General features: G+C 49.5%; 16 protein-coding genes. 8 read left to right on the forward strand and 8 right to left on the reverse strand.

The features are described 5' to 3' along the window. The first annotated feature begins 20 nt into the window (after positions 1–20). The 7 genes from trpS to EIH22_RS07665 all read left to right on the forward strand — a co-directional run bounded on the left by trpS (position 21) and on the right by EIH22_RS07665 (position 12,804). Positions 21–1,127: a tryptophan--tRNA ligase gene (gene trpS, locus EIH22_RS07635; protein WP_124055227.1), complete on the forward strand. Its 1,107-nt coding sequence runs from the start codon at positions 21–23 to the stop codon at positions 1,125–1,127. A gap of 279 nt (positions 1,128–1,406) precedes the next feature. Then, positions 1,407–3,779 carry a glycogen/starch/alpha-glucan phosphorylase gene (locus EIH22_RS07640; RefSeq protein ID WP_124055228.1) on the forward strand — a complete coding sequence of 791 codons (2,373 nt, stop codon included), beginning with the start codon at positions 1,407–1,409 and terminating at the stop codon, positions 3,777–3,779. Between the two features lie 176 nt (positions 3,780–3,955). Then, positions 3,956–6,052, forward strand: a complete 2,097-nt coding sequence (locus EIH22_RS07645; protein WP_124055442.1) for a maltotransferase domain-containing protein — start codon at positions 3,956–3,958, stop codon at positions 6,050–6,052. Positions 6,053–6,106: 54 nt separating this feature from the next. Next, positions 6,107–7,858 (forward strand): maltose alpha-D-glucosyltransferase, encoded by a 1,752-nt coding sequence (gene treS, locus EIH22_RS07650; RefSeq protein WP_235001847.1) that lies wholly within the window; start codon positions 6,107–6,109, stop codon positions 7,856–7,858. After that, a complete protein-coding gene (locus tag EIH22_RS07655) occupies positions 7,858–9,384 on the forward strand; it encodes a hypothetical protein (protein WP_124055230.1) in 1,527 nt (508 codons plus the stop codon). The genes treS and EIH22_RS07655 overlap by 1 nt, the downstream gene beginning before the upstream one ends. Positions 9,385–9,410: 26 nt before the next feature. Then, positions 9,411–11,591, forward strand: coding sequence for a 1,4-alpha-glucan branching protein GlgB (gene glgB, locus EIH22_RS07660; RefSeq protein WP_124055231.1), 2,181 nt, complete (start codon positions 9,411–9,413; stop codon positions 11,589–11,591). Positions 11,592–11,790: 199 nt separating this feature from the next. Then, positions 11,791–12,804, forward strand: a complete 1,014-nt coding sequence (locus EIH22_RS07665; RefSeq protein WP_124055232.1) for a LacI family DNA-binding transcriptional regulator — start codon at positions 11,791–11,793, stop codon at positions 12,802–12,804. 94 nt (positions 12,805–12,898) lie between these two features. On the opposite strand, the gene EIH22_RS07670 is transcribed toward EIH22_RS07665, so the two are convergent. From EIH22_RS07670 to EIH22_RS07680, 3 genes are read right to left on the reverse strand one after another with little or no spacing between them, the layout of a single operon-like run. Next, the gene (locus EIH22_RS07670; protein ID WP_124055233.1) at positions 12,899–13,894 is read right to left on the reverse strand and encodes a tetratricopeptide repeat protein; all 996 of its coding nucleotides are present in this window, start codon (positions 13,892–13,894) and stop codon (positions 12,899–12,901) included. Between the two features lie 3 nt (positions 13,895–13,897). After that, positions 13,898–14,911, reverse strand: coding sequence for a hypothetical protein (locus EIH22_RS07675; RefSeq protein ID WP_124055234.1), 1,014 nt, complete (start codon positions 14,909–14,911; stop codon positions 13,898–13,900). Next, positions 14,904–16,049, reverse strand: a complete 1,146-nt coding sequence (locus tag EIH22_RS07680) for a hypothetical protein (RefSeq protein ID WP_124055235.1) — start codon at positions 16,047–16,049, stop codon at positions 14,904–14,906. The genes EIH22_RS07675 and EIH22_RS07680 overlap by 8 nt, the downstream gene beginning before the upstream one ends. Positions 16,050–16,203: 154 nt before the next feature. Here EIH22_RS07680 and EIH22_RS07685 point away from each other — a divergent pair, with 154 nt between their 5' ends. Next, positions 16,204–17,457, forward strand: a complete 1,254-nt coding sequence (locus tag EIH22_RS07685) for a DivIVA domain-containing protein (RefSeq protein WP_124055236.1) — start codon at positions 16,204–16,206, stop codon at positions 17,455–17,457. A 144-nt stretch (positions 17,458–17,601) separates the two neighbouring features. Here EIH22_RS07685 and EIH22_RS07690 read toward each other — a convergent pair whose 3' ends face one another. The 5 genes from EIH22_RS07690 to atpD form a co-directional block, all read right to left on the reverse strand. Further along, positions 17,602–18,384, reverse strand: a complete 783-nt coding sequence (locus tag EIH22_RS07690) for an alpha/beta fold hydrolase (protein ID WP_124055237.1) — start codon at positions 18,382–18,384, stop codon at positions 17,602–17,604. A gap of 94 nt (positions 18,385–18,478) precedes the next feature. Further along, positions 18,479–18,616 carry a hypothetical protein gene (locus EIH22_RS08945; protein ID WP_160149054.1) on the reverse strand — a complete coding sequence of 46 codons (138 nt, stop codon included), beginning with the start codon at positions 18,614–18,616 and terminating at the stop codon, positions 18,479–18,481. Between the two features lie 153 nt (positions 18,617–18,769). Continuing rightward, entirely contained in the window at positions 18,770–19,465 is a 696-nt protein-coding gene (nucS, locus tag EIH22_RS07700; protein WP_124055238.1) for an endonuclease NucS, read from the reverse strand. A 27-nt stretch (positions 19,466–19,492) separates the two neighbouring features. After that, positions 19,493–19,780, reverse strand: a complete 288-nt coding sequence (gene atpC, locus EIH22_RS07705) for an ATP synthase F1 subunit epsilon (protein ID WP_235001828.1) — start codon at positions 19,778–19,780, stop codon at positions 19,493–19,495. Continuing rightward, positions 19,750–21,210 (reverse strand): F0F1 ATP synthase subunit beta, encoded by a 1,461-nt coding sequence (gene atpD, locus EIH22_RS07710; RefSeq protein ID WP_124055240.1) that lies wholly within the window; start codon positions 21,208–21,210, stop codon positions 19,750–19,752. The genes atpC and atpD overlap by 31 nt, the downstream gene beginning before the upstream one ends. Positions 21,211–21,242: the final 32 nt, after the last annotated feature.

The following is a 21,242-nucleotide window of genomic DNA, read 5'->3' on the forward strand; positions in this document are numbered from 1 at the left end:
TTTAAGTAAAGGAAGAGGAAATGACTTCACATAACGTTCAAGACGCACTCGAAAATGCCACCTCCGATGCCTCGTTGGCGCATGCTCGTGAGGTAAGCACCAAAATTAAAGCTGCGATTGAGAAAGATCCCAGCGATTTTCGTGTTCTGACGGGAGACCGTCCAACTGGAAATCTTCATATCGGTCACTACTTTGGATCCTTGCGTAATCGCGTTGAACTCCAGAAAAAGGGTGTGGATACGTGGCTCCTTATCGCCGATTACCAAGTAATCACTGACCGCGACGGCGTCGGACCACTCAAAGAACGTGTGTATTCACTTCTAACTGACTACCTTGCGATAGGTATGGATCCAGAGAAAACAACTTTCTTTGCTCACTCCCAAATCCCTGAGCTCAATGAACTCATGCTTGCGTTCCTGTCCCTCGTCACGGATGCCGAGTTACGGCGTAATCCAACCGTTAAGGCGGAACTCGATGCAACCGACGGACGCCCAATGTCCGGTTTGTTGCTCACCTACCCGGTCCACCAAGCTGCTGATATTCTGTTCTGCAAGGCAAATATCGTTCCGGTTGGGAAGGACCAGTTGCCACACCTTGAGCAGGCTCGTGTTATCGCTGATCGCTTCGAGGCTCGCTACGGACTAGCAAAGTCAGGCAAGTCGGTGTTTCCACGTCCACAAGCACTCCTATCCGAAGCTGAAAGCGTCCTTGGACTTGATGGCACGAAGATGAGTAAGTCGCGCGGAAATACCATCGAGCTAGGCATGACTGCAGACGAAACTGCTAAGCGAATCAAGAAGGCAGTTACCGATTCGGATCGAAACATCACTTTCGATCCAGCTAATCGCCCAGAGGTTTCCAACCTACTGCTCTTGGCAGCACTTGCAACCGGCGGTGATCCAGTTGAAATCGCTCAGAGCATCGGCGACGGTGGCGGCGGTACCTTAAAGAAGGTCGTGACGGAAGCCATCAACGAGCATCTTGCACCAATTCGAACTAAGCGTCTTGAGCTCACACAAGATCCTGGTTACCTCGAAGATGTACTTCATCGAGGTATTGCAAAGGCTCGTGAGCAAGCACAAGAGACCTTACGCGAAGTTCATGAAGCTCTGAATATGGTCTATTAAAGAAATAAATTTGAGGGGATCCATCCGATAATGGCTCCCCTCATTTTTAACGGCGTAAGCGCAACGCCCTAAGCCAACATTCACCACCATTATGTAAACGTATGAAAAAGTTTTCAGTTAAAAACGGCTAGATTTCAGCAAATATAAGGCTCCCCTTTGCAAGGCTTGTAAAAAGAAAGTTCAAGATCGTACATTTCTGTTATACGCTTGAGCTATAGATCTCGAGCCAAGCTTAGGATCTGAAAGCGATATCTCGCTCAACCTATAAAAGGAAGATTTATGACAGACGTCGATTTCACCACGTCAGTGGGACAGCAGGTTCGAACCGTTTCCGGTAGAACCCCGCACGCCGCTACCTCACTCGAGTACTGGGCTGCTATGTCAAACACAATCGTGTCAATGCTTGCCGATAACTGGGAGCGTAGCGAAGAGACTTACAATGCACGGCGAATGCAGCATTACTTCTCCGCTGAGTTCCTGATGGGACGTGCACTCCTTAACAACCTCAACAACCTTGGGTTGGTAGACGAGGCAACGGCGGCACTCGAAGCCTACGATCAGAACCTCACTGATGTTCTAGAAGCAGAAAACGATGCCGCACTTGGAAATGGCGGTCTTGGACGCCTTGCTGCATGCTTCTTGGATTCATGCGCAACGTTGAATCTTCCCGTTCGCGGTTACGGAATCCTTTACCGCTACGGACTCTTTAAGCAGTTCTTCGAAAACGGCTACCAGGGAGAAAAGCCAGATGCCTGGATGGAAGAGGGCTATCCATTCGTTATCCGCCGTGAAGAAGAACAAAAACTCGTTCGTTATAACGATCTCACCGTTCGGGCAATCCCCTATGATATGCCGATCACCGGATACGGAACCAAGAATGTTAATACTCTGCGCCTGTGGAAGTCTGAACCGATGGAAGACTTCGACTACAACGCCTTCAACTCTCAGCGTTTCACCGATGCCATTGTAGAACGCGAGCGCGTCAACGATATTTGCCGCGTCCTATATCCGAATGACACCACGTTCGAAGGTAAGATTCTGCGTGTACGCCAGCAATACTTCTTCTGTTCGGCTTCGCTGCAAGCAATCGTTGAAAACGAGCTCACTGAACGCGGCGGCGTCGAAAATTTCGATGCATTCAACTCCATTCAGCTAAACGATACCCACCCCGTTCTTGCGATCCCAGAACTCATGCGTATCTTGCTTGATGATCATGGGATGAACTGGGAAGACGCATGGGCAATCGTTTCGCAAACTTTTGCGTACACGAACCACACTGTGCTTGCAGAAGCGCTCGAGACCTGGGAGATTTCGATTTTCGAAAGACTGTTCCCTCGCATTCTTGAGATTATTCGTGAAATCGATCGTCGCTTCCGCGCTGAGCTTGCTGAGGCAAACTTCCATCCTGGAAAGATCGATTACATGGCGCCAATCGATGGCAACCGAGTTCGAATGGCATGGATTGCATGCTACGCGGCATACTCAATTAACGGAGTTGCCGCTTTGCATACCGAAATCATCAAGAAGGACACTTTGCATGATTGGTATGACATCTGGCCAGAAAAATTCAACAACAAGACGAATGGTGTGACGCCACGTCGCTGGCTCAACCAGTGCAACCCGCGCCTATCGGCACTCCTTACCCGTGAACTTGGATCGGATGCTTGGGTGCGCAATCTTGACGAGCTCTCCAAGCTCGGCGAGCGCAGTGACGACAGTGCATTGCTAGATGAACTCAACGAGATAAAACACCAGAATAAGATTGATTTTGCTGCGTGGATCAAGGATCGTCAGGGCATCGATATTGATCCGGAAGCTATTTTTGACGTTCAGATCAAACGTCTACATGAATACAAACGCCAGCTTATGAATACCCTCTATATCTTGGATTTGTACTTCCGAATCAAGGAAAATCCAGATCAACATTTCGCTCCTCGCGTCTTCATTTTCGGCGCAAAGGCAGCCCCAGGTTATATCCGGGCCAAAGCAATCATCAAGCTCATCAACGAAATCGGTCATTTGGTTAATAACGATCCAATTGCATCCAAGGTAATCAAGGTTGTGTTTGTGGAGAACTATAACGTTTCCCCAGCGGAGCATATTATCCCGGCTGCCGATGTTTCTGAGCAGATCTCGACTGCTGGAAAAGAAGCATCAGGAACCTCGAATATGAAGTTCATGATGAATGGTGCGCTTACGCTCGGCACCATGGATGGCGCAAACGTTGAAATTGTTGATTCAGTCGGACCTGAGAACGCCTATATCTTTGGTGCACTCGAAGAGGACCTCCCCGAGTTGCGGAAGAACTATGATCCACGTTCTGTTGTGGAAAATACTCCAGGACTAAAACGCGTCTTGGATGCGTTAACCGACGGCACCTTGAACGACGATGGTTCAGGAGCCTTCCACGATCTGCTTGGCTCCCTGCTTGAGCCAAATGGCTGGGAACCAGCCGACATCTACTACGTGCTTGGCGATTTTGCGGATTACCGCAAGACTCGCGATCAAATGGCATCAGATTACTTTGCCGATCGTCGTCAGTGGGCTAAGCAGTGTTGGCGAAATATCGTGGAATCTGGACGATTCTCCTCCGATCGCACCATTAACGACTACGCAACCGAAGTCTGGAAAATTGATCCAATCGCTATCTAGTCCAAGCATTTCTAACTATGCAAATAGGTAGATCCTAGGAGTGCATAGTATAGCGACGACGCCGGTCCCCTAATGGAGGTCGGCGTCGTCGCCTTTGTTTGCTGGTGGAGTAACACCAACGGATAAAACTCAATTCAATTAGACTAGAAGACGTGAGTATTGCGAAGAAACAAGCTATGAAATCGAAACCGGCCGATCGGAAGGTTGTGTCCACATCAGGATTGTCACCTGCGAGCACGTCTAAACTTGCGTCTACGCAACCGCAGGTTGCACCGTTCTACCAAATCGGTCGAATTCCAATCATTGATGTTTCACCATCATTGGAAAACGGTGCTTGGCCGGCTAAGGCAACCGTCAACGAATCATTTCCAGTACAGGCAACTATTTTCCGTGAGGGACACGACCTCTTCGGTGCCGAATGTGTTTTGGAAGATGTTGACGGCAACGTCGTTCAAACCGCTCCAATGAAGGACGTTGCGCCTGGATTACGGCGCTACGAAGGCTGGTTAACTCCAACTAAACCAGGAGCTTATTCGTTCTTCATTCGGGCTTGGTCAGATCCAGTCGCAACTTGGGTTCATAATGCCCAAATCAAGGTTGATGCGGGTATTGACATTGACCTCGTGTTCCTCGAAGCACAGCAGTGGCTGAAGCGCGCAAAGGATAATTGCCCAGAATCGAACCTTCACTACAGTATCTTCAGTGATGCTTTAACTACAGTAAAGGATGCCTCACTCACTCCAAGTGAACGCTTGAGCGTAGCTACTTCCAGTGACGTTAGCGCTGCTTTGGAAAAATTCCCTGTACGTGACTTCGTCACCGAATCCGCACACTTTCCACTCTTCGCAGATCGAGAACGTGCCCTCGTTGGTTCGTGGTACGAAATTTTCCCGCGTACCACCGGATGCCACTTTGACCATAAAACAATGACGTGGGTTTCTGGAACCCTTGCCACAGCCACTAAGGAACTAGACCGTATCTCGGAAATGGGATTCGACGTCGTCTATCTAACTCCGGTTCATCCAATTGGAACAACGAACCGGAAGGGTAAGAACAACACCCTCGATGCGAAGCCTGAAGATCCAGGTTCTCCTTATGCAATCGGCTCGAAAGATGGCGGACACGACGCTATTCACCCAGATCTCGGCACCTTTGCCGATTTTGATGATTTCACTGCCCGTGCACATGAACTAGGAATGGAAGTCGCATTAGATATTGCACTACAGTGCTCCCCGGATCATCCATGGGTTACTGAACATCCTCAATGGTTTACTAATCGCGCAGACGGTACGATCGCCTACGCCGAAAATCCACCGAAGAAGTACCAAGATATTTATCCGCTGAATTTCGATAATGATCCGGAAGGGATCTATCAAGAGATCAAACGGGTGCTTGAACTGTGGGTTTCTCATGGCGTAACAATTTTCCGAGTAGATAACCCGCACACCAAACCATTGGATTTTTGGCAACGACTACTGGGGTACTTCCGGCAAGCTCATCCCGAAGTTATTTTCTTGGCGGAAGCGTTTACCCAGCCACCGATGATGCAGACCTTGGGCATGATCGGATTCCATCAGTCCTATACCTATTTTGCTTGGCGAAATGAAAAGGAAGAGATCGAGGAATACCTCGAGGAGATTTCGCGAGAATCGGATTCGCGAATTCGCCCCGCTTTCTGGCCAACCACCCACGATATCCTTACACCGTATATGCAGCGTGGAGGAATTCCAGCGTTTCATATCCGAGCAATTTTAGCGGCAATGGGTTCACCAACATGGGGAATCTATTCCGGTTATGAATTAGCTGAGAACATTGCCCGTCCAGGTGCAGAGGAACAAATCGACAACGAAAAGTACGAATTCAAGGAACGAAACTACCAGGCTGCGGAGCACAACGGAATTGCGAAATTGTTGCGTGATCTCAATGCAATTCGCGCCCAACACCCTTCTCTCAGGCGACTTCGGAACGTAACAATTCACCCCACTACCAACGAAAAAATCTTGTGCTTCAGCAAGACGATTCGGCCAGAAGAAAATAACGGGCACGAAGACTCAGTTATCGTGGTCATCAACCTCGACCCGTACGCTTCACGTGATGCCACCATCAACCTTGACCTATCTGCATTGGGTGCTCAAGCACGCTGGGATGCAGGTGCCGTCTTGGAGGTACGCGACGAACTTTCGAACGAAACCTATCTTTGGAACGACCATCCTTATGTCCGGCTAGATCCACACGGCCGAGTAGCCCACATCCTCAACGTAAAGGTTCTTTAATTTATGACGATTTCCGCCACAAATTTAACTCACCCTGCTCAGTCCAACCTAGCTATGCGATTAGGGAACGACGGCGCTGGTCTCAGCAACGATCCCGATTGGTTCCGTACCGCCGTTTTCTATGAGGTACTTTTGCGCTCATTCAGCGATTCTACTGGTTCTGGTACTGGAGACATGCGTGGTTTGATTGATCGATTAGATTATCTCCAGTGGTTGGGCATCGATTGTTTGTGGATTCCGCCATTCTATCCTTCACCGATGCGCGACGGAGGATATGACATTTCGGATTACACCGACGTCGATCCGAAGTACGGCTCACTTGCCGATTTTTCCGAGCTGGTAACAAAGGCTCACCAACGTGGTATCCGAATCATCATCGATCTGGTTGTCAACCATACCTCGGACCAACATCCGTGGTTTAAAGCCTCTCGCGAGAATCCTGATGGTCCGTATGGCGATTTCTACGTTTGGCGTGATACCAACGAGGACTACGCTGAAGCACGCGTTATCTTCGTTGACACGGAAGAATCGAATTGGACCCTAGATGCAGAGCGCCGTCAGTATTTCTGGCATCGTTTCTTTTCACATCAGCCAGATTTGAATTACGAAAATCCAGCTGTGCGCGATGTAATTAAAGATGTCGTTCGATTCTGGTGCAAGTTCGGCATCGATGGATTCCGACTCGATGCAATTCCCTATCTTTTCGAAGAAGAGGGCACGAACTGCGAAAACCTACCACAAACACATGCTTTCCTGGCTGAGTTGCGCGCGATGATCGACGCCGAATTTCCAGGTAGGATTTTGCTTGCAGAAGCTAATCAGTGGCCCGAAGACGTGGTTGCTTACTATGGAACGGACGAAGCTCCAGAATGCCATATGTGCTTCCACTTCCCCGTAATGCCACGGATTTTCTACGCTTTGCGTGACCAAAGGTCAACTGCAATTCGCGATATTCTCAATGCAACTCCGGCTATTCCCGCTGGTACTCAGTGGGGAACATTCTTACGCAACCATGATGAGCTCACTCTCGAAATGGTTTCAACCGAAGAACGCGAGCGCATGTATAGTTGGTACGCGGAAGATCCACGAATGCGAGCCAATGTGGGTATCCGACGCCGTCTTGCACCCCTATTAGGTAACTCTCGTTCCGAAATCGAGTTAGCGCACGCTTTGTTACTATCTCTACCTGGTTCCCCTTGCCTCTACTACGGCGATGAGATTGGAATGGGCGATAATATTTGGCTCAATGACCGAGATTCTGTCCGTACACCTATGCAATGGACCCCGGATCGCAATGGAGGATTCTCCGTTGCAGACCCGGGTCGGCTCACCTTGCCGGTGGTTCAGTCCCTCGTATTTAACCATCAGTCAGTTAACGTAGAGTCCCAGCTATCACAGCCATCTTCTTTGCTTCACTGGGTCCGTAACCTGTTGGAGTTGCGTAAATCCTATCCGGTATTAGGAAGCGGTAGTTTCACTCTTTGTAATGCCGACGCCGAGTCCATCCTTAGTTTCGTCCGTTCAGATGCGCATCAAACAATTTTGTGCGTGATGAATATGTCCCAAACTCCAGTAGCAACCACCCTCGATCTCAGCGCTTACGCAGGAAAAGCTGTAGCTGATATTGCGGGAGGTAATTCTTTCCCAACTATTCCAGCTGATGGTTCATATCCGCTGACGTTACCAGGTAGATCTTTCTACTGGCTCGTTATTTCTCAGTCGGAACCTGATGTCCATCAGACGGAATCTCAGCCGGTTTCCATTTCGGATTCGGATCCTAATTCCCCGGTTGAGGAGTCACTCTAATGGCAACTCTCGCGCTTTCACGCTGCGTTTTACAGTCGGATGATTCCTTTGTGGAACAGTTAAATCGATGGTTGCCAAAGACCCGGTGGTTTACGGGCAATAAGTCTTTTCCTGAGGCAGTAATTACCGAAGAGTTCCCACTCGGGGGCTCGGAAAATACTGCCGCCAAGCTCCTTATTGTTTCGAGCGGAGACACCCAATTCTTCGTCCCAGTAGTTTTGCGTCTAGGTTCCCAACTCGCCTCGGGCACTGTTTGGGACCATCAAGACGACGGCAATCTACCTAAGCTTGGACGAATCGCGACTATCTGTGCACCATTACCGCCTAATGCGTCGTCGTCATTTACCAAAACAGAACTGGCTACGCAGGCAAGTACCGTGGAGCAAGTCGCCTTGGTGAGTGTATTGGACGCTACCGATGATCCTTACGGGCAAGAATTACTGCTTAGGTGCTGCTTAGGTGACCTTGCAAACGAGGCACATATAGATCCACGCATTGAAACTCTTGCGTCGAAGCAGAATTCTACGAAGATACCAGCGTTGAAGAATTTTCATCGACTCAATGCAGAGCAATCCAACACCTCTATCATCTACGAATTTAAAGAAGCAGATTCTCATGGATCAGAAGGGTTGATTGTTAAACTGCTTCGAATCGTTAATATCGGGGCTAATCCCGATATTGAATTACAAGCAGCTCTTGCAGGGCAGAATCCGCGCACGGTCCCACTTCATTACGGTTCAGCACGTGTTCGCGCTTCTCATGGTTTAGGCTACGCGGATTTATTGGTGGGTCAAGAGCTACTTCGCGGCTGCGTCGATGCATGGCAAATGTTCCAGGCAGAATTGAATACGCCTTCATCTGAACCGAATGACCCTAACCTTATCCGTTCACTTGGGGCATTGAGTGCAGATTTTCATTCCCAATTACGCGAATTATTTCCAACTGATGCACCTACGCCTGGTCGAAAAGCAGAAATTTATTCTACGTGGGTCGACCGTTGTAACGAGGCGATTGAAGCGGCACCAGAGCTAGCTGAATATCGATCAGAGATTCTCGGGCTATTTGATCGCGCAAGGAATATCAACTGGCCGGACCTCCAACGAGTCCACGGCGACTACCACCTTGGACAGGTCCTGTTCGTTCCACATCTTGGCTGGAGAGCAGTGGATTTTGAAGGTGAACCACTTCGGCCGCTCTTCCAGCGTTCACAAAGCGATTTATCGCTGCGCGATGTAGCCGGGATGTTACGTTCCTTCGACTATGCTGCAGGCGCCGTCGTTCTTAATGGGAAACCTGAAAACGTAGCGCGGGCTTGGGCGAAAAATGCGCAAGCATTGTTTATGAGTGGTTACGGGGCACTTTCTAACGAGGAAGAACTCCTGCTCGGAGCTCTTATCCTTGAAAAAGCACTTTACGAAGTCGTCTATGAAGCTACGTATCGGCCACGCTGGCTTACAATTCCTGTCCAAGCAGTCAAAGATATTTTCGTTTCGCGTAAATCTACCAGCGTAAATTCGTTACGTTGAACTCCGAAACATGGGAGACTTAAACCATGAAACTGAACGCTATTACCGTCGCTCCAGAACTTCTTGAGGCAGTGTCTGAAGGAAGTTACCACGCACCACACGATGTGCTCGGTCCGCACTCGGACGGAGAAAACGTCACAGTCCGCGTGATTCGACAACTCGCTGATGCAGTGTCGATCGTGACTGCAGATGGGGAATTTTCGGCCGTACACGAAGCAAACGGAGTGTGGGTAGCGGTTATTCCAGGTGCTGACGTGCCTGATTATCGAGTGAGTGCAACCTACGGTGATGAGCCTCAAATTTCCGACGACGGATACCGGTTTCTCCCCACCATCGGTAGCATGGATGAACACCTTTTCCGGGAAGGTCGCCACGAACGGCTCTGGGAGATGCTTGGAGCTCACACTCGCGAATACACTACCGAACTAGGAACAGTACACGGTACAAGTTTCAGTGTTTGGGCACCAAATGCACGTGCAGTTCGCGTTGTCGGTGATTTCAACGGCTGGAATGGTGTTGGTGCTTCAATGCGCGCCCTGGGTTCAACTGGGGTCTGGGAACTATTTATTCCAGGTGCCCAGGCAGGAGCACGCTACAAGTTCGAAATTCGTTATCAGGATGGCTCGTGGCATCAAAAGGCTGATCCGATGGCTCGTCGCACGGAGGTACCGCCATCAACGGCATCGATCATCACCGAATCTGACTTCGAGTGGGATGATGCCAAGTGGATGAAGTCGCGTGCAGAAACTGACCCACATTCGGGTCCGGTTTCAATTTACGAAGTTCACTTGGGATCTTGGCGCACCGGTTTAAGTTACCGAGAAATCGCTGAGCAACTCATCGAACACGTTAAGCACTTGGGCTTTACGCACGTTGAATTCATGCCGGTTGCTGAGCATCCATTTGGTCCTTCTTGGGGATACCAGGTAACGTCCTACTACGCCCCTACTTCTCGTTTCGGAAGCCCAGACGACTTCCGATACCTCATTGATGAACTCCATAAAGCTGGAATCGGCGTCATTATGGACTGGGTTCCGGCCCACTTCCCTAAAGATTCTTGGGCACTCGCTCGCTTCGATGGTACGCCACTCTACGAGGATCCCAACCCTTTGCGCGGAGAACAGCCTGACTGGGGAACTTACGTCTTCAACTTTGGTCGAAACGAGGTTCGTAACTTCTTGGTGGCGAATGCCCTTTATTGGTTGGAAGAATTCCACATTGATGGCATTCGCGTTGATGCTGTTGCTTCGATGCTTTACTTGGACTACTCACGCGAAGCCGGAAAGTGGCAGCCAAATATTTACGGCGGACGTGAAAACCTAGAAGCAATTTCGTTTATCCAAGAGGCAAATGCCACTGCATACCGTATTCAACCGGGTATTATGATGATCGCTGAAGAGTCTACCTCTTGGGGAGGAGTCACGGGTCTAACCGAAAATGGCGGACTTGGTTACGGCTTGAAGTGGAACATGGGCTGGATGAATGACACCCTTCGTTACCTGCAGGAAAATCCTATTAACCGCCGCTGGCATCATGGCGAACTCACTTTCTCTTTGGTTTATGCGTTCTCCGAGCAGTTCCTCCTACCAATTTCTCATGACGAGGTCGTGCACGGTAAGGGATCTTTGTACTCCAAGATGCCTGGTGATCATTGGCAAAAGCTTGCAGGGGTTCGACTTCTGTTTGGATATCAGTGGTCTCACCCTGGCAAGCAGTTGCTCTTCATGGGTCAAGAATTTGCTCAGATCGATGAGTGGAGCGATGGACATGGCCTGGATTGGTGGCTCACCGATAACCCCGCACACGATGGCGTTATGCAGTGTGTCAAAGCGCTGAACGACGTTTATAAGGAGCATCCGGCACTATGGTCAGATGATTTCAAAAACTCTGGCTTTGAGTGGATTGACGTTTCTGACGGTGATCACAACGTTCTTTCTTATCTCCGTAAATCCGCTGATGGATCCGAAGTCGTAGCAGTTATTTGCAACTTCGCTGGGGTTCCACACAACGACTATCGAGTTGGACTTCCAAGGCTCGGCGGTTGGAAAGAAATCTTCAATTCCGATGCAAAGGAATTCGGCGGCTCCGGCGTCGGAAATATGGGCAGAGTCGAAGCAAACGAAACGGCTTGGAACGGACGCCCGTATTCGGCCATTATGCAGCTTCCTCCTTATGGCGTGGTGTATCTCGAACCTGAAGAGATGTAAAAATCTTCAAGCCTTGATTGAGGTGGGTGGCGGTTCCCATCGATTGCTTCGGAGCATCGGGAACCGCCACCCACCTTTTATCGCTCTGCAAAAAATTGCAAAAATCGCAATATTTTTCTGAAAACGCTATAGTTAAAGGTGAGTTTCTAAATCGAGACTTAGTTAAAGTGCCATCAATTCAAAGTCGAAAGAAGATCTCATGGCTAACCGAATTCGCCTTGCAGATGTGGCGAAACAAGCAGATGTTTCAACGGCTACAGTTTCGCGCGTATTAAACGACAAAAATTCCGTGGCATTAGAAACTCGGCAAGCAGTATTAACCGCTCTTGACCTGCTGGGCTACGAACGCCCCGAGCGTCTGCGCGAGCGCAATGGCGGATTGATCGGCCTAGTTCTTCCAGAACTCACAAACCCAATCTTCCCAATTTTTGCTCAATATCTCCAAGCCTCGATGGTCATGTACGACTACACTCCCCTCTTGGGAGCACACGAAGCAGGCGGAAGTACCGAAGATGCATACATAGACGCAATGCTCGAACAACACGTTGCTGGATTTATCTTCGTATCCGGTCTCCACGCAGACAGTACCGCTAGTCTCGATCGCTACCACCGAATCAGAGCACGCAATATCCCCTACGTTACGATTAACGGCCATAATCCCAATCTAGATGCTCCCGATTTCTCTGCCGACGATGCCTCAGCAGTTAATCAAGCCCTGCGCCACCTCATCTCCCAAGGCCATTCACGAATAGGACTGGCAACCGGTCAGCTTCGCTTTCTCCCCGCTCAGGCAAAATCAGATGCCTTTAAAGACGCTATGAAGGCTCTTCTCCCAGATACTTCTGCACCTCAAGCAAATACTTTGTTTACAGTCGAAGGTGGGTATGCAGCCGCTCAGGAGCTCATTGCTCAAGGCTGCACCGCAATCATCTGTGCTTCAGACGTCATGGCTCTTGGAGTAATCCGCTATTGTCACTCCGTTGGACTCGATGTGCCACGCGATATCTCGGTCGTGGGATACGACGATTCCCCATTTATCGCTTTCACGCATCCACCGCTAACTACCCTTCGCCAACCGGTTAAGGCAATCTGTGGAGCTGCCGTCACTACCTTACTTTCAATGATCAACGATCGCACCACCATAAGCAACCCAATGAAGTTTGCACCTGAGCTCATCGTCCGCGAGTCAACTGGCTTAGCACAAAGCAAATAAAATTGTGGTTCATGCCCAGTCGAAGAGCATGAACCACAACGAAAATCCGCACAGAGAACTGGTTACCTCAAGGTCAAAGTTCTTTTTCAAGACGCTAGAATAGAGCGTTAGTCAAAGCTTTACGGGCGGTCTTAACTAATTCTGTATGGATACCTACCACGTCGAATAACTCAATTAGGCGCTTTCGAACAGTTTCTCGTGCTTCCCCATCGGTATCACGGATAACATCGAGCAACCGCCCAAAAGCCGCATCCGGCCGCCCATAGGCCGTTTCTACATCCGCCGCATTCAGATGCTTATCGATCTCTCTCAGCGAGCAATCCCTAGCAGCCTCCAACACAGCTTGGGCTCCTTCTGAGCTGCCTTCCGGATTGATGAAATTAACTCGCTGCATAAGCTCAACCTGGCGCAAGGAAGTAAGTGCATCACTATCGCCTGGATTTTCTTTCAAAGCTTGAGAAAAAGCGGCGTGAGCTCCTTCTAGGTCTCCATTGTGTAGCGCGGTTTGACCCTCTTGGTGCAGTGGAGGTAGCTCAGGTTCAGGTTCCACATCGGAATCTTGCCCATCTAGCACCCCGGTGATCCCGTAGCCAGTGGCAGCTTCGAGCAACTTCGAAACGGTATTGTCGATTTCTTCACGTGCAGGCAAACCTTGGAAAAGTGGAATTGGTTGTCCTTGCAGCACAGCAACCGTCGCAGGTACACCGGTAATTCCGAACATCGAAGTTAGCTCGCGTTCTGAATCTGTCGAAATTAATCCAACCTGCACACGCCCCCGCAAGTTCTTTGCAATCTCTGAAAGCTGAGTGACCAAGGTTTGTGAGTTTTCAGAACGATCTGAGTGGAAAACAAATATCACCGGCAAATGCATCGAGTTTTTAAGGATCTGCTCAATGTTCTTGGACGTAACCTCAACGATGAAAGGTCCCGAAACCGTCGTCGGTGTTGCCTCAGCTACTCCTTCCGATCCTCCAGCATCAGTTACGCCAGTACCACGAGAAGTACCGGTGACCGATGTAGTTGGAGTTGAACGCAATGCGGATAGATCAACAGCGCCTCGCAATGAGCTTACAGAAAATCCTTCGTTCACGAATTAACCTTCTTTCGTTACAGCGAGCAAAGTGGGTACAGAAGCTCCCAATACCTTCACCGTCTTATCTTTAGCGTCCTTTGGCGGAACATAGAACGCCACCAGCACCGAATACTGTGCAACAACCGGCTTATCTACGTCAACCACTGCATTGTTTGCGTCTTGACTGAACATCGCACCGATATCACTTCGCAGTTTGACGATGGCACCCGGCTTCGTTTTATTCAGGTAAAGGCTGTAAGCCATTTCGTTAACGATCAACAAGCCACCGTCCTCAGTTGAAACCGCTTGGATTCCATGCGAGCCAGGAGCAAAGTTCGTCTGAACAGTACCGTTATCTGCAATCGCCTGAGCTAAGCTGTCTTGTTGCTTAGAAATCTGAGTAAAAAGCGGATCTCCGGCAGAAAAAGGAATCGACGTGATCTGGCGACTCTTGTTGTACTCAACATAACCGTTGATCACCGAGTTTGGATCCACTGCAAACTTGGTGGGGTCATCCACAAGTTTACCCGTCTGGTTCGAGAGGCTCGCCTTCAGCTTAGGAGCTTGAGCATCTGGGAAGATCTGAACCTGCCCCCACAGCTGATATTGCGCACGCGCATCTGTTTGTGACCACACCGTCAAAGATGGCAGGTTCTGCTGTTCAGTTGGAGCGGCAACCGTCATTAGAGTACGAGGAAATGCCGCGCCCGAGGACACAGGAACTGCTTTTTCGTCTACGACGACGGGAGGCATCTTGTAGCCGTCACCCAGAATCTTCTTCAATCGGTAACGTGCCTCGCGGTATTGGCGAATCGGTTCACCAAACCGATTCCCAAGTTTATTGACGTCAAGGGCAGCATCCGCCTCGGCAACATTTTTCTTCACCTCACCGGCTATTTTCTTGTATGAATCTTCAGAAATGATGATCTCAACCGCCTTAGATGCTGAAGGTGCAGGAGGTTCAAGGTTCGCAGAACAGGCCGACAACGCAAGCATAGCGGTAACTACACAGGCAAATATTTTCTTTTTATGCATTCTTCGAACCGCTTTCATTTCCATCTGTTCTGTGAGCAAAGGTCCATAAAGACTTCCAGTACTCGTCTTTTTTATCTTCGACCGACTCGGCTGATTCCTCCGATGCGCCTTCAATAGTGTTACCTTCAACTTCACCAGACTTGAGCAAAGTAGCTCCAGCCGATCCAGGTAGAGAATCAATTAATTCTTTATCCTCTTGTTCCTCAAGCTCAACGACCTTGAGAAGTACTCGGTCTTGGCTATTTAATTCACGCGAACGCAAAGTCTGTGAACGCAAAGTTCCTGGGATAATAATCGCGCCAAGTGCTCGATCGGTATGGCGAATCTGCAACTCCCGATCAGTTTCAGGACTTGCAATGTCACCCTTAAATGCTGGCAGGATCGATGTTTGAGCCTCGGCAAATTTCTGTTTTTGTTCACGACGACGAATCTGACGCTCACGCAGTTCTTTAAGTCGTGCTCGGTCTTGGCTATCACCAAGAAGCAGGAAGCCTCCCACTAATGCAACCAAAACGCCTATGAATACCCAAGGGATCGGGCTACTTGAGCTCTGCGCCCCAGACCACGAAAGCGTAACCTTCGGCGTCTTCCCAGAAAGGGTGCTAACCACTAGAGAACGGTCAAGACCCTGTGGAAGGCTGAAATCGACATGTGCTTTTCCTTCGGATTTGCCAGATTCTACCCATAGGTCAGATTGGGAAATATCAAATTCTCCCTTTGCCGCACGATCTTTATCCGAGGCGATAGCTTCCGGCTTTCCCTCGTGATTTTTTAGCTTAGCCTTATCCCAAGTCTCGAAACCCTCAACCTCTATTGCGGTTGAGTTGCCAACGTAAGCCTTAACGTCGTTAGAGTTTCCGATTCCCCAAACAATGGTTTCATCTGGAGCTTCAATATCGATACTCACCTTTTCATTTCCTAAATTGAGCACACCGGGAGAGGTAAAGACTAACGTTGAGTCATGAGATGCCGGGACAGTTAAAGACACCACTGAGTCAGAATCACGGAAAATCGTGGTAACAATCGTAACGACAGCAATGAGGATTCCAGCGATAGCTAGGACTATTCCAGCAATCTGTTTGATGGAAAATTCTTTCAATGTACTCTCAATTCGCAAGGAAACAACGGTCCGTGGCATATCCACTTCACTTAATTATAACGATTTGGCAACGATCTACCCTATCATTGTTTTCTAGTGATAATTCTAGCGAACTTACGTCCGCTTTATTCCTTACGTTTCGTGAGAAATTCGGGGTACGCTAGACGCATAACTTAATTTCACGGAGGTACTCTTGAACGACGAAACACCCTCGTTCCCGATCGTTATGCGCGGTTATGACCGTGCTCAGGTAGACGAAAAGATTGCTCAGCTCACCGATAATCTTGCCCAAACCCGCAACCACGTGGCGAATCTTGACTCTCAGATTTTGCGACTTTCTGGGCAACTTTCCCAAGCGCAGGCAAACTTGAAGGAAAACGACCGCCCTTCTTATGCAGGATTGGGAAGCCGAGTTGAGCGACTCCTTCGCTCAACTGAAGAACAAGCTCTTGATGTAATGACTCAAGCTCGCAGAGACGCGAAATTCATTATTGATTCAGCACACAAAAAGGCAGAAGGACTTCGCCTCGCTGCTGAAACCGAAAGCCAAGCACTACTTGCTTCTGCGCAAAAGGACGCTATGGATATTCGTAATCTTGCTTCGAACGACGCTCGTACTCGCACCGAGAATGCAGAGCAAACTAGCGAAGAAATGTTATCTTCCGCTCAGAGGGAAGCTGAGCGGATGAAAGAACAATCAGAAGCATCTGCTGCTCATACCCGTTCCGCTGCAGAGCATGAAACCACTCTTCTGCGCTCAGAAGTTCAAGACGAGGTAGCTCGTTTGCGTGCACAGACAGAACGTGACACCACGCAGATGCGCTCTGAGGCACAAACCTTTGCATCACAGATGAAGGCAAATGCTGAAGCTGAAGCTGCAGCGATGAAGACGGCGGCAGAGCTTGAGATTTCTGAGCTTAAGGCGCAGGTTGAGAACGAAGTTTCGAAGATGCGTACCGAGGCAGAAGAAGCGATCACAGCTCAAGCTAAAGAATCTGCTGAACGCCTAGCTGAGCAGGAGTCACGCTTACGCGAATCAGCTCATACCATGCTTGAGTCAGCAGAACTCGCAGCTCGCGAAGCCGAGCAACGCGTCGCTGAGGCCACTCAGCGAGCATCGCATTTGAACGATACTTCCTCGCAAAAATCTTTGGCCATTATTTCCGAAGCTGAAGAAGAAGCAAAGCGAATTCTTGATGCCGCAAATGAAGAAGCAGCTCGAATCCGTAAAACGGTAGAAGAAGAAACTCAGCAGATGCGGAAGTCTGCTGATGACCACATTCGCTCTTTGGAAGATCAGCGCAATAGTTTAACTTCCTACCTCGACGATATTCGTTCTCTACTCAGTGGCTCCACCTCCTCGCTTGCACTCGGTGAAATCATCAAGAACGCCGAACAAAACGATGAGGAGCCCAGCGGCTTGGCATCTGAAGTCGAATCAAACTAAATACGGATTCTAGCAATGAATATCTAACGGGTCTCCCAGAGGTTTGCGGTTTCGATACCACGCATTGCTACGAGCCTTAATCCTGCTGGTGGGGTCGCATGTGCAACGACACATGCGACCCCACCGTACTAGTCACCAGCCACTCTAGTTCGTGGTAGCTTCGTAAAATTCTTTGAGGATTTCTGCCAGTTCAGTTGGTTTTTCATCAGCCGTAAAATGACCGGCTTCGTCGATCTCAATAATCCGTGGATGTTGTGCTCGCAAGGCAATATTCATTAAAGACTCCAAAGAGCACGTGACATCCTCTGAACCACGAATCAAATAAACTGGTCCATCAACCAATGAGGGAGCATCCAAGCGGTCCAAGCGAGCACCCATCGCTCGTTGAATCCACGCTAATGACTTATCAGGAAGTGCACGGAATCGCTTATCGAGGTCCTCGCGAATCTCGCTAGATGTTTCCTTCGCAAGCATCGTGGTGGTCCAATCTTTCACAGTGTCATAACCGTGCCCAGCCTCTGCCTTCTGCGCAGCATCTTCACGGAATGCCTTTCGGTCAGCGTCATCTGCGGTAATGTTCGTATCCATTAGAGCAAGACCAGCAACATAAGCTGGGAAAGTGCCTACAAAATCTGCTGCTACAGACCCACCCATCGATAGCCCACCGATCGCAACTTTGCGGATCCCAAGGTCATCTAACAATTCTTTAATTGCTTCAGAAAATGCTGGGATCGACGGTGATCCATCTCCAAATTCCTCACCCGAAGGTGAGTCACCAAATCCAGGCGCATCAACAGTTAAAATATCAATGTCACCCAATTGATCACGCACACTGTTCCACATTGATGAATCAAGTGGCAGGGCGTGAAGCAATAGAAGCGGGAGATCTGATTCAGTTCCAGTACGTTTATATGCGAGTTTAGCCATGACTCGAACTTATCACTGTCCCACCCAGATTCATCGAATTTTCCCGACGGCGAACCTTTGTACAATCAAACATCAGAACCACCGAAGCGTAGCGCTAATTAGCGACGTCGCCCTCGTGCATTCCAGCAACCAGAGTGCCAATGTCTACGATCCCGAGCCCCAGCTTCGGCACCAAACCAGCCTTCTTCGGTCCACGCAACAACGTGGGATTCACCGATGGAGATTGTGCCATTACATCCCGGACAAAGATACACTTTCTGCCCGCTTCTAATCTGATGTACTTTGTACTCAAGTCCATCTGTACCGATTTCACGATGAGTGTAGCCCATCAATCTTTCGGTGTTCAGCGCGGGAACCTCCCGCTGGTATTTGCGCGAGGAGCGCATCAGAACAGCCGATCCTCAGGATTATCAAGACCACGCATGAAGTCATAATCCAGTACGAGGCATTCGATGCCACGGTCTTCAGCCAGGACACGAGCCTGAGGTTTAATTTCTTGCGCAGCAAAAACACCACGAAGAGGTTGAAGAGTTGAATCCCGACCAAGATATTCAAGGTATCGCGTCAACTGCTCGACCCCATCAATTTCTCCACGCCGCTTGACTTCCACTGCAACGTAGTACCCTTGGGAGTCAACAACCATGAGGTCAACGGGACCGATCGGCGTCGGATATTCGCGACGCACCAATCGGGTACCTGCACCAATGAGCGAAACCTGTTCGGCCAGTAATTTTTGAAGGTGAGCTTCTACTCCATCTTTCACAAGACCAGGCTCTTCCCCGAAAGTCTGCTCGTGATCCGAATGCACTTCAAAAAGTCGAACAACTAGCCTATCGTTCGTCTTACGATGTTCAACATCCCAAACTTCGACTACACCCTGGTGGGTTTCATCGTCGTCAGGAAGCCGTACCGAAAGATTGCACGGAGCGCTCATCCAGTTCAGTGGCTTATATGATCCGCCGTCAGAATGGATCAAAACGGAACCATCAGCCTTGATCATAAGTAATCGGGTTGCTGGTTCAAGGTGCGCGTCTAAACGACCCGAATAATCAACAGAACAGTCGGCGATAACTACTCGCACGAAAAGGTCACCTCAGTTTTAAGTAGATTAGCGATCAGATGAGCGTTGTGACTCTACCACAACCATGATTTCGTCTGAATCAACAGTAACAAATCCTCGACTAGTGAGGATCTCCTGCTCTTGTCCAGACGAGAGTGTAAATCGCACACTCCCAGGTTGCAGTATTGCCAGCAACGGAGTGTGGCCAGGAAGAATACCTAGCTCACCATCCGCCGCTGGAACAACAGCATCCGTCACTTCCCCTTCGAAGAGGATTCCAGACTTTGCTACTACTTGAAGCTTCATCAGCGGGTTTCCTGCTGAATCTTGTGCCAAGCCTTCTCGATATCGTCGATACCACCGATATTGAAGAATGCCTGCTCAGGAACATGATCATATTCGCCGTCACAAATGCGCCGGAACGCTTCAACTGTTTCTGCGATTGGCACAGTTGAACCTTCAACACCGGTGAACTTCACTGCGGTGTAGGTGTTCTGAGACAGGTACTGTTCGATACGACGAGCGCGTGCAACCGTGACCTTGTCCTCTTCAGAAAGTTCATCTACACCAAGGATCGAGATAATATCTTGAAGTTCTTTATTCTTCTGGAGAATCTGTTTGACGCGGGTTGCGGTCTCGTAGTGATCCTTACCGACGTACTGTGGGTCAAGGATTCGCGACGACGAAGCCAACGGATCCACAGCAGGGTATAGACCACGCGAAGCAATATCACGTGAAAGCTCAGTGGTTGCATCCAAGTGAGCAAAAGTCGTTGCTGGAGCCGGATCGGTGTAATCGTCGGCTGGCACGTAAATTGCTTGAAGCGAAGTAATGGAATGACCACGGGTCGAGGTGATTCGTTCCTGGAGTGCACCCATTTCGTCTGCGAGGGTCGGTTGGTAACCGACAGCCGAAGGCATACGACCTAGCAGTGTCGAAACCTCAGAACCCGCCTGGGTAAAGCGGAAGATATTATCAATAAACAGCAGAACGTCTTGGTTCTGCACATCGCGGAAGTATTCCGCCATGGTCAAACCAGATAGTGCGATACGCAGACGAACCCCTGGTGGTTCGTCCATCTGACCAAAGACTAGCGCGGTCTTTTCTAGAACTCCGGCGTCTTCCATTTCCCGGATAAGATCGTTACCTTCGCGAGTGCGTTCTCCAACACCAGCAAATACGGAAACGCCACCGTGATCCTGGGCAACGCGCTGAATCATTTCTTGAATCAGAACGGTTTTGCCAACACCTGCACCACCGAATAGACCAATCTTTCCACCCTGGACATATGGGGTGAGAAGATCGATAACCTTGATTCCGGTTTCGAACATCTTAGTTTCTGGTTCGAGTTCGTCGAAGTGAGGAGCCTTGCGGTGAATTGGCCAGCACTCGGTAACCTCGAGCTTCTCGCCGTCTTCAAGGTTCAAGCACTCACCAATAACGTTGAATACGTGACCTTTGGTTACATCACCAACAGGAACGGTGATTGGCTGTCCAGTATCAATAACAGTTGCACCACGGACCAAACCGTCGGTCGGCTTCATCGCGATAGCACGGATGATGTTATTTCCGAGGTGCTGAGCAACTTCCAAGGTCATCGAGAACTTAGATTCAGCTTCGCCCTGGCCTGAAAGATCAATTTCAGTGGTGAGAGCGTTGTTGATTTCAGGCAAAGCGTCTGGTGGGAACTCGATATCCACAACAGCACCAACAACCTGCACCACACGCCCGGTGGAGACTTTCTGTGTTTCTTCTACGGCGGTCATTGTTTCTTCCTTTGTATTTCCCGGCAACCGGG

Origin of the sequence: Arcanobacterium ihumii (genome assembly GCF_900604515.1) — a bacterium.
Taxonomy (GTDB): Bacteria; Actinomycetota; Actinomycetes; order Actinomycetales; family Actinomycetaceae; genus Arcanobacterium_A; species Arcanobacterium_A ihumii.